At 43.4% G+C, this 9,861-nt stretch carries 9 protein-coding genes; 7 read left to right on the plus strand and 2 right to left on the minus strand.

The features are described from left to right. Positions 1–765: 765 nt before the first annotated feature. From F6K51_RS33695 to F6K51_RS33705, 4 genes are all read left to right on the plus strand, one after another. Positions 766–1,038 carry a hypothetical protein gene (locus F6K51_RS33695; protein WP_293029376.1) on the plus strand — a complete coding sequence of 91 codons (273 nt, stop codon included), beginning with the start codon at positions 766–768 and terminating at the stop codon, positions 1,036–1,038. Further along, positions 1,005–1,292, plus strand: coding sequence for an ISAs1 family transposase (locus F6K51_RS38760; RefSeq protein WP_365940504.1), 288 nt, complete (start codon positions 1,005–1,007; stop codon positions 1,290–1,292). The genes F6K51_RS33695 and F6K51_RS38760 overlap by 34 nt, the downstream gene beginning before the upstream one ends. 8 nt (positions 1,293–1,300) lie before the next feature. Beyond that, positions 1,301–1,858, plus strand: coding sequence for an ISAs1 family transposase (locus F6K51_RS38765; RefSeq protein ID WP_364302408.1), 558 nt, complete (start codon positions 1,301–1,303; stop codon positions 1,856–1,858). A gap of 388 nt (positions 1,859–2,246) precedes the next feature. Further along, positions 2,247–3,983 (plus strand): EAL domain-containing response regulator, encoded by a 1,737-nt coding sequence (locus tag F6K51_RS33705; RefSeq protein WP_293029379.1) that lies wholly within the window; start codon positions 2,247–2,249, stop codon positions 3,981–3,983. Positions 3,984–4,288: 305 nt separating this feature from the next. On the opposite strand, the gene F6K51_RS33710 is transcribed toward F6K51_RS33705, so the two are convergent. Then, positions 4,289–4,519, minus strand: coding sequence for a NifU family protein (locus F6K51_RS33710; protein WP_075903514.1), 231 nt, complete (start codon positions 4,517–4,519; stop codon positions 4,289–4,291). A gap of 144 nt (positions 4,520–4,663) precedes the next feature. Here F6K51_RS33710 and F6K51_RS33715 point away from each other — a divergent pair, with 144 nt between their 5' ends. Further along, positions 4,664–6,373, plus strand: a complete 1,710-nt coding sequence (locus F6K51_RS33715) for a glycoside hydrolase (RefSeq protein WP_364302412.1) — start codon at positions 4,664–4,666, stop codon at positions 6,371–6,373. A gap of 151 nt (positions 6,374–6,524) precedes the next feature. Next, the gene (locus F6K51_RS33720; RefSeq protein ID WP_293029387.1) at positions 6,525–7,271 is read left to right on the plus strand and encodes a 2-phosphosulfolactate phosphatase family protein; all 747 of its coding nucleotides are present in this window, start codon (positions 6,525–6,527) and stop codon (positions 7,269–7,271) included. A gap of 378 nt (positions 7,272–7,649) precedes the next feature. Here the strand turns inward: F6K51_RS33720 and pheS are convergent, their stop codons facing one another. Next, positions 7,650–8,651 (minus strand): phenylalanine--tRNA ligase subunit alpha, encoded by a 1,002-nt coding sequence (gene pheS / locus F6K51_RS33725; RefSeq protein ID WP_364302415.1) that lies wholly within the window; start codon positions 8,649–8,651, stop codon positions 7,650–7,652. A gap of 171 nt (positions 8,652–8,822) precedes the next feature. On the opposite strand from pheS, the gene surE reads away from it, so the two are divergent. Continuing rightward, positions 8,823–9,635 carry a 5'/3'-nucleotidase SurE gene (gene surE / locus F6K51_RS33730; protein WP_293029382.1) on the plus strand — a complete coding sequence of 271 codons (813 nt, stop codon included), beginning with the start codon at positions 8,823–8,825 and terminating at the stop codon, positions 9,633–9,635. Positions 9,636–9,861: the final 226 nt, after the last annotated feature.

Raw genomic sequence — 9,861 nt, forward strand, 5'->3', positions numbered from 1 at the left:
TTGGGCATGTTTGTCAGCATCCATTCGCAGAACTCACCTGATTATAGGTCAACTTCTCAAAGCTTAGCTCTGATTGCTCAAAACCGAACTTGAGTATTTATGCTCACTGCAAAATCGGGATGCACCCAGGGTGGATCCCTGCTGACTGTTAAAGCCTATTAATCAGCCTCTACACCCAAAGCTATCAATTTAAATGTGCCATTTCAATGACTGTCATCTTAGTTATCTACCAAATTCAGCAAAATTACGCTGAATTACAGTCAAATTATCCCAAAAATAGGTTTTAGTAAAAATACCGCATGGATAGCTCATAAATCTTGACTGCTGATTAATCATAATCGAATTTAATTAAAATACCTACAAGTGCTTTAACACATTATCGCTTTCGTGTTTATTGACACAAGGTAGTGAGAATGTTCACTTTTTTAAAAGGGTGAAATCAACGCCATGCTACGGATAATTATTAATTATTGATATTTAAAAAAAACAATGTGAAGTTTTTGTGAACACAATGAAAAATGTTAAATATTATACAATTTTACCGCTATATTCCCCATTATTAATCAAAATTAAGCATGTTTTTTTTATTTGAATAAAGAAAATTTTCTAGTAAATTAATATCCCAATACAGTTAATATTTGCAAATAACTGAAGTATCTGCTTACCTCATTACTGATACCAAGTCTAGGTAACATACCAGGGTAAGCGCAAGAAAAATGAATTCATAATATGCTAGTGAAACCGATGTCACAATAAAGGTGTCCCATGGTGATTGGCTTCGATAAACCCACTAACTCAACTTACACCAGTAGTCCATCCTTACCACTACAACCAGCCCTTGATGTTCAACAGGTTCAGCAGCAAATGCTCGAGCATTTTGAACATCTATCAGATCCGCTCCGGAAACAAGGAGTGCTCCATCCATTTGTAAGTATAGTGATGATTGCACTGGAGCGCCACCATGGTCGGGGCAAGGGGCAACGGATGATATCGAAACTTATGGGATTAGCCACCAGCATTGGTTATCGACCTTTTTAGCATTACCAAATGGGATTCCCATTGCAGATACATATCGGCCAGTGTTTGAGCAGATATCCCCGAGAGCCTTTGAGAATAGTTTCGAGAGCTGGTTAATAATTTTTGTGATAGATAATGGAGCCGAGGTGATTCCTATTGATGGCAAACAAATCAAGGGTTCCTATGATCGCAACCAGGGAAAATCGGCTTTACATGTGGTTAGTGCCATAGCGAGTGAGCATCGGTTGTTTCGTAGGTCTTGTGAAAGTAGATGATAAAAGCAATGAAATTACAGCCATCAAGCGCCCTACTAGAATTACTCAACATCTCTGGATGCATCATTACCATTGATGCCATGGGGACTCAGCATCAAATAGCCGATGGTATTCGTGCTCTTGGTGCTGATTATGTTTTGGCGCTCAAAGGAAATCATCCTACTTTGTTCGAGCAGGTTAAGCAATGGTTTGAAACTGCTGTTGCTAATAAGTTTGAGGGTATCGAGTATAGCTATGATCTGCGGGTAGAATCAGGACATCATCGTACTGAAAAGCGTCAGGTTTGGGCAGTAACTCTTGCTGAAATAGACTTCGATTTGTACAAACAGTCGCAGTGGTCTAGATTACAGACCATTGTAATGGTTATTCGCACCCGCCATCATAGGAACAAGACTACCCGTGAGGTGATGTTTTACCTTACTTCTTTACCACCCCTCAACACGTCGGGCTTAGCAATCCGACAACACTGGTCCATTGAAAACCAACTGCACGCTCGTATTAGATTTCACCTTTGGGGAGGATGCGACGCGGATTCGTACAGGACATGCACCACAAAATATGGCTAATCTCAAGCGCGCTTAGTCTCAATCTACTAAATCTGGAAACGAGTTATAAACGCAGTACTCGTCAAAAAGTCAAACGATCCATTATGGTAGCAAGGTATATGCTTAAGGTTTTAAAAGCTTCGATTCCCCTACAGTCTAACTTATCTGAGCCATAATTTTTCGCCGCTGTACCCTGGGTAACATACCTCCCAATACTACTGAGTTAGTAGCGGACACCCGTAGATCGCGCAGCTACACCAACGAAACCTGCTTTCCCTACTTTGCTCCAACTGTGGCCGATCCCTTGCAGTATTGAAATAGGTGGTTATATCTTTACGCTGTTCCTTAGCAAAACCTTGTTCAAGATCACCTTCTATGTCCACTACACTTGATTTAAGTCCAAAGAACTATGAATAAGATTCTAGTAATCGAAGACGAGCCAATAATTCGGAAGAACCTACTCACCCTGCTCAGAGCAGAAGGGTTCGAGACGATTAGTAGTGACAACGGTAACAGTGGGGTCAAGCTTGCTCAAGAGGAGCAGCCTGATTTAATTATTTGTGATATAATAATCCCTCAGCTAGATGGTTATGGTGTTTTAAAGACTCTGCAGCAACATCCCGTAACTGCTGCGATTCCCTTTATTTTCCTCAGCTCCAAAGCTGACTGGTCAGATTGGCGTATGGGGATGAGGTTAGGGGCTGATGATTATCTGATCAAGCCTGTTAAGCGCGAGGAATTGCTAGATGCGATCGCGACTCGACTACAAAAACGACTTTATCAAACCAAGTGCCATCATCTTGAACTGAAAAAAGTTCAAGCTCAACTGGACTATCTACTCCGTTATGACCAGCTTACTAACTTACCGAACCGACTCTTGCTAGAAGAGCGATTTAATCAACTACTGATACAACGACAGGGACGTTATCGTCGTCTGCCAGTGCTGTCTTTAAGTTTTGACCAACTTAATCAGATCAACAATATCCTAGGCCCTGTTAGTGGTGATTTGTTACTTCAGGCAGTGGCCAAACGACTTCTTGGTAGGGTTGGACCTTTGGATACAGTGGCTCAGTTAGGGATAGATCAATTTGTGATCTTGCTAGCTACTACAATTAACCAGACAGAGATAGGGCAAATGGCGGAAACACTGATCGATGCTTTATCCTTACCCTTTACTATAGAAGAATATGAGATTGTCCTGACCCCTAGAATCGGCATTGCCTGCTTTGGTAGGGATGGTCTTGATCTAAATACCCTGATCACCCATGCCAACGGAGCCAGAGAAAATGCTGGACACAAAGGACAGAAGGCTTACGAATTTTATATTGCCTCGATTGGTGACAAATCCCAACAAGCCCTATTGCTAGAATTACAATTGCGCCAAGCATTGCAACAGGATGAACTTCAACTTTACTATCAGCCCAAAGTAAATCTTAGAACTGGAGAAATCGAGGGAGCAGAAGCCTTAATCCGTTGGCATCATCCAGAATTGGGAGCAATCTCTCCAGCTAAATTCATTCCCCTAGCCGAGAAAACTGGTTTGATTGTGCCTGTAGGAGAGTGGGTACTCCGAAAAGCCTGTACCGAAGCAAAACTCTGGCAAACTCAAGGGTTGTCCCCAGTACAAATCGCTGTAAATTTATCGGGACATCAGTTTAATCAACCCAATCTCAGTGACTCCATCGTAGCAATTCTGGAAGAAACCGAACTGGAAGCGAGATATTTGCAATTGGAATTAACCGAAAGTACCCTGATGGAGAATCCAGACCATGCGATCGCTACCTTAAAAGAGTTAAAGTCCTTTGGTATTCAGATCTCGATTGATGATTTTGGAACCGGTTACTCTTCTCTGAGCTACCTGAGACTATTTCCCTTTGATGTGTTAAAAATTGACCGTTCTTTCGTTTGCCAACTTACAGAGGATGTAAAAAACGAAGCCATTACTACTGCGATTTTGCAAATGGCTCACAGTCTCAACTTGAAGGTGGTGGCAGAAGGGGTGGAGACAGCTAGCCAACTAGCGTTCCTGTGTGGTCATAAGTGTGATGAAATTCAGGGTTATTGCTTCAGTCCTCCATTATCGGCTCCAACCTTCACAGAATTGCTTAGTACTGGTAAAAGGCTTTCAACCAATCATCTGGCTTAATTAATTTTTAATTATTGCTATAGGGTTTTACAATGAATTTTCAAAAATAATTACAGTTATTTTAATTTACCCAAAATACCTATATAATATAATATATCTCATCTCTTTGCTTTTGCATGGAAGCTTTTCCCTCAGGGATTATGTTATAAAATGTAAATGCTATAGCCATTATCAATGGTTTGAAAGACAGATATTTTGTAGGAACACGATCAGATCGTGCCCCTACTGTTTGCAATCGAGATCAGAGCAACTATAATAATCGGCTGAACACTCAGCACTCCCCACTCAGTAACTGAGTATTCAGCTTATATTACTTGCTCCACTTCAAGGATTTCAGGGATAAATTCCTTTAAGCGGCGCTCAATCCCCATTCTGAGGGTCATGGTAGAGCTAGGGCAAGACCCGCAGGCTCCCTGAAGTCTTAATTTAACAGTCGGACCATCTAACTCAACTAGCTCCACATTACCACCGTCAGCGATCAGGTAAGGACGCATCTCATCCAGGACTGTTTCAACATTTTCTGGAGTGAGTGCCATTGTTTCTGACATAATCAACCTCAGCTACATTGTAATTTTATGATAACTATGTTAATGGTAGCTTTCTGTGGGAAATGACCAATGACTAAAAACTGATGACCGATGATCGATATCATGGTTAAGGTTTAGGATAGCGATCGCACCATGTCTCATCCTCTATACGTTGCCTTTATCTGGCATCAGCACCAACCGATTTATAAATCCTACAACGGTGCCTCGGTGGCATCAGGCCAATATCATCTACCTTGGGTGCGCCTACATGGCACGAAAGATTACCTAGATTTGGTGCTGCTCCTAGAGAGCTACCCTAAGTTGCATCAAACGGTTAATCTAGTACCAACTCTAATTTTGCAACTGGAAGATTACATTGCTGGTACTGCTTTCGATCCTTATCTGACCCTAGCGCTAACCTCCACTGAACAACTGAATCAACACCAGAAGCAATTTATCATCGAACATTTCTTTGATGGCAATCACTACACCCTGATTGACCCCCATCCCCGTTATCGAGAACTGTATGAGAGCCGCCAGGATAAGGGTAAAGAGTGGTGCCTAAACAATTGGACACTAGAGGATTACAGCGACCTACTAGCATGGCATAACCTAGCGTGGATTGATCCGTTGTTTTGGGATGATCCCGATATTGCTAGATGGTTGGAGCAGGGGCGAAACTTCACTTTGTCAGACCGACAGCGCATTTACTCCAAGCAACGAGAAATCCTCAGCCGCATCATCCCCCAGCACCGGAAAATGCAAGATGCTGGTCAACTGGAAATAACTACAAGTCCCTATACTCACCCTATTCTACCGTTGTTAGTAGATACGAATTATGGTCATGTAGCTGTTCCTGAGATGAGTCTACCCCAACAGCGATTTCAGTGGGAGGAGGATATTCCCCGACACCTCCAGAAGGCTTGGCAGATGTATACAGAAAAATTTGGACGAGCTCCACGTGGGCTATGGCCTTCCGAACAGTCAGTCAGTCCTGAAATTTTACCTTACATTGCCGAAGCTGGGTTTAATTGGATTTGCTCTGATGAAATAGTATTGGGTTGCAGTATCAACCACTTTTTCCATCGGGATGAGAGAGGGAATGTTACCGAACCAGAGTTACTTTACCGCCCTTATCGTCTAGAAACAGATCACAAAGACCTAGCAATTGTGTTTCGAGACCACCACTTATCAGATTTGATTGGCTTTACCTATGGGTCAATGTCACCGACTAAGGCAACGGCTGATTTCCTGGGACATTTAGACGGGATTCGCGCTTCCCTTGCGATCGCAGAGTGTAACCCTGACACCTCGAAACCCCAGCAATCTGAGGCTTGCAGCGGTTTAGAACAGCCTTGGCTAGTCACGATTGCTTTAGATGGGGAGAATTGCTGGGAAAACTATTCCGAAGATGGTTTACCCTTCCTCCAATGCCTCTATCAAAGTCTGAGTGATCATCCTCATATCAAACTCGTAACGGTTTCTGAGTTTATCGAACCATTTTCCCCTACAGAAACTATTCCGATCAGTCAACTACATAGTGGTTCCTGGATAGATGGTAGCTTCACCACTTGGATTGGTGACCCAGTCAAGAATCAAGCTTGGGACTTACTAAGTGCAGCACGACAAACCTTAGCCAAGCATCCAGAAGCCACGGAAGAAAATAATCCAGAAGTTTGGGAAGCTTTGTATGCAGCAGAAGGTTCTGACTGGTTTTGGTGGTTTGGTGAGGGTCATTCGTCCAACCAAGATGCCGTCTTTGACCAGCTGTTCCGGGAACATTTGTCGGGGATTTACCGAGCACTGAATGAGCCAATGCCACCTAATCTCAAACACCCCTTAGTATCTCTTCAGGTACCTTGATTGAACCGGCTAACTAATATACTATTATTTGTGGCTGTCGTGCCCGATAAATTGGGCTGCCATTAGGCTGGCTGGTTTAATCGGCAAGATTAATCAGGCTAGTTATGTCAAGGAAAATTTCAGCAGTCCAGAAACCAACTATATCCAAGCCGTGAAGCTATCTATCTACCACACCCCGGAAGAAACTCCGAAAGACACCTTACCAGACTGTGCGATCGCAATTGATGTCCTGCGAGCCACGACGACCATGGCTACAGCTTTAAATGCTGGTGCTGAAGCGGTGCAAGTGTTCAGTGATATTGACCAGTTAATGGAAATCAGCGAACAATGGCCCACTGACAAACGGCTAAGAGCTGGGGAAAGGGGTGGTAAAATGGTAGAGGGCTGTGATATGGGTAATTCACCCTTGATTTGCACACCTGAGCGAGTAGAGGGAAGGCGACTATTCATCAGTACCACCAACGGTACCCGTGCCTTACAGCGTGTCCAAAATTCCCCGGTAGTCCTAGCCGCCGCCTTAGTCAATCGTCTGGCAGCAGTGGAGTATTTACTGACCCACAAACCAGATACTATTTGGCTAGTGGGGTCAGGTTGGGAAGGAGCCTACTCCCTAGAAGACACCGTTTGTGCTGGGGCGATTACTCAAAGACTTATGGAAGAAACCGGAGACTCAGTGGATGACATGGCTGGTAATGATGAAGTAATTGGTGCGATCGCACTTTACTCCCAGTGGCAAGATAAATTACTAGAGATGTTCTATCACGCTAGTCACGGAAAACGCCTGCTGCGGCTGAATGGTCATGAAGATTTAAAGTATTGCGCTCAAACCGATGTATTAGAAGCTTTACCGATTCAGAAAGAACCAGGGGTTTTGGTTAAAAACCAGGTTAGCAGGTAACAGGCACGTAACTAAAGACAGCTTTTTAGCTGTTTTAGTTTACGTACGAAATTATTTTTGATTTTTTTAGATATCCTCTAATTTTTGGGAATGAACTAACCAGAATTTAATTCACTTAACCAACTTTTCGAAGGACTCACTGAAGAAGACTTAGCTCAACGATTAGGAGTTGCACCAGCAACACTCCAAGAATTAAGAGACAAACCTGATTTTAAGCAGTGGAGTCAGGATAAAGACCCAGAATCAGTTTCCTGGCGATATCAGAAGGATAAGCAACGCTATATAATTAACTTATCCTTTGGATGATTGTGGTTTACCTTGTGATTTTTTTTTGATGAATCAAAGTTTCGTTGAATTTACCAGTAACGCTAATCAAAACTAAAACTGCTTCAAAAAGCGCAAATCACTGTTATACAAGCGACGAATATCATCAATCTGGTGCAGCACCATGGCAAAACGTTCTACTCCAAAACCAGCAGCGAAACCTGTATAAATTTCAGGATCATAGCCTACAGCCTTGAGTACATTGGGGTCAACCATACCGCAACCCATCACTTCTAACCATTTCCCTTTCCACTGCACATCCACCTCTGCTGAAGGTTCAGTGAAAGGAAAATAACTGGCACGGAAACGCACTTCTAACTCTTCCCCAAACATTGCCTCCAAAAATTCCTTAAGGGTACCTTTGAGGTCGGTAAAGGTTATCCCTTCATCCACTGCCAAAAGTTCTATCTGATGGAACACTGCCGAGTGGGTAGCATCTACCGTATCCCGTCGATAAACTCGACCAGGTGCCACAATCCGAATCGGTGGCTCATGGTTTTCCATGTAGCGAATCTGTACCGAAGAGGTATGGGTACGCAGCAAATTACCATCGGGCAAGTAGAAGGTATCTTGCATATCCCGAGCCGGATGGTCAGGGGGAGTATTCAGGGACTCAAAGTTATAGTAATCTGTCTCCATCTCTGGGCCAGTAGCAATGGTGTAGCCTAAACCAACAAAAATATCTAATGCCCGATCAATGGTGCTATTGAGGGGGTGAATTCGACCTTGGGGACGATATACCCCTGGCATAGTCACATCCAGGGTTTCTGAACGCAATTTTGCCTGAATTTCAGCTGCTTTCAGCTCTTGCAGCCTCTGCTCTAGGTTCTGCTGGAGGGTTTCTTTGACAACATTTGCGATCGCACCAATCTTAGGTCGGTCTGCTGGTGCTAACTTACCCATTCCCCGCAATATCTGAGACAGTTGCCCTTTCTTGCCTAGGTAATTAATGCGCAACTGTTCCAAGTTTTCCAAGGTATCAGCAGAAGCGATCGCAATGGTTGCTTCTTCTTTGAGTGTAGCTAGTTGGGTCTCAATCTCGTTGAGGCTTGTCATCAGTAATTTTAGGTTAATAAGAGAAGAACCGGAAACCCCTGTCATTTATGCAGGACTGTTTCATTTTACTGAAAAAATGGTCAGGTGAGTGGGGTAGATGGTCTTAGAATATATCAATTTCAGATTAGAATCGAACAGCGACTTTTATCTTTAGCTGTAGCCTCATATCCTATGAAATTGCTGATCAGCAACGATGATGGTATCTTCGCCCTTGGTGTACGTACCCTTGCCAACACCCTCGCTGAAGCGGGGCACAATGTTACCGTAGTATGTCCTGACCGAGAGCGCTCAGCAACTGGTCACGGTTTGACCCTTCATGAGCCCATCCGTGCTGAAGTTATAGATAACATCTTTCATCCCAAAGTTACTGCTTGGTCTTGTTCTGGAACCCCTTCAGACTGTGTAAAGCTGGCTTTGTGGGCATTAATGGATAGCGCACCAGATTTAGTGCTTTCTGGGATTAACCACGGCTCTAACCTGGGTACTGATGTCCTCTACTCTGGCACTGTTTCAGCCGCTATGGAAGGGGTAATCGGAGGGATTCCCAGCATTGCCTTCAGTCTAGCTACCTACACCTCAAAGCAGTTTCAAGTAGCGGCTTCATTTGCGAAAACTCTACTAAATCAGCTGTCAGAGCAACCTTTACCAAAAACAACATTACTCAATGTGAACGTGCCAGCTGTTAAGCTCTCAGAAATAGCTGGTATTGCCATTACCCGTCAAGGGATTCGTCGTTATATCGAGAATTTTGAGAAACGAGTTGATCCCCGAGGCAAAATCTATTACTGGTTAGCTGGTGAAGTTATTGAGGATGTGGAACAACCCGATCATATTCACTTACCTCAAGATATCCCTACTGATGTTCAGGCAATTCGCAACAACTACATTACCATCACCCCTTTACAATATAACCTCACTGATACTGCTAGGGTGTATCACTTGCAGCAGTTGAAACTGGGTCAAGATGAAGGATGTTCGCCCTAGGCTTTCCTTGTAGGGTATAATCAAGGATGAAAGATGAAGGATGAAGGATAAAGTTTTGGAAAATTTACCTGAATTTATATTGACAAATGAGCAGCTTTAGGGTGCATCCCGATTTTGCAGTGAGCATAAATACTCAAGTTCGGTTTTGAGCAATCAGAGCTAAGCTTTGAGAAGTTGACCTATAATCAGGTGAGTTCTGCGAATGGATGCTGACAAACATGCCCAA

This window comes from Moorena sp. SIO3I8 (genome assembly GCF_010692325.1).
In the GTDB taxonomy this organism is placed as follows: Bacteria; Cyanobacteriota; Cyanobacteriia; order Cyanobacteriales; family Coleofasciculaceae; genus Moorena.

Excerpts from the sequence above, each read along its gene's own strand:
- F6K51_RS33695 (WP_293029376.1), top strand. The coding sequence starts at position 766 with ATGGTGATTGGCTTCGATAAACCCACTAACTCAACTTACACCAGTAGT.
- F6K51_RS38765 (WP_364302408.1), top strand. The coding sequence starts at position 1,301 with ATGAAATTACAGCCATCAAGCGCCCTACTAGAATTACTCAACATCTCT.
- F6K51_RS33705 (WP_293029379.1), top strand. The coding sequence starts at position 2,247 with ATGAATAAGATTCTAGTAATCGAAGACGAGCCAATAATTCGGAAGAAC.
- F6K51_RS33710 (WP_075903514.1), bottom strand. The coding sequence starts at position 4,519 with ATGGCACTCACTCCAGAAAATGTTGAAACAGTCCTGGATGAGATGCGT.
- F6K51_RS33715 (WP_364302412.1), top strand. The coding sequence starts at position 4,664 with ATGTCTCATCCTCTATACGTTGCCTTTATCTGGCATCAGCACCAACCG.
- pheS (WP_364302415.1), bottom strand. The coding sequence starts at position 8,651 with ATGACAAGCCTCAACGAGATTGAGACCCAACTAGCTACACTCAAAGAA.
- surE (WP_293029382.1), top strand. The coding sequence starts at position 8,823 with ATGAAATTGCTGATCAGCAACGATGATGGTATCTTCGCCCTTGGTGTA.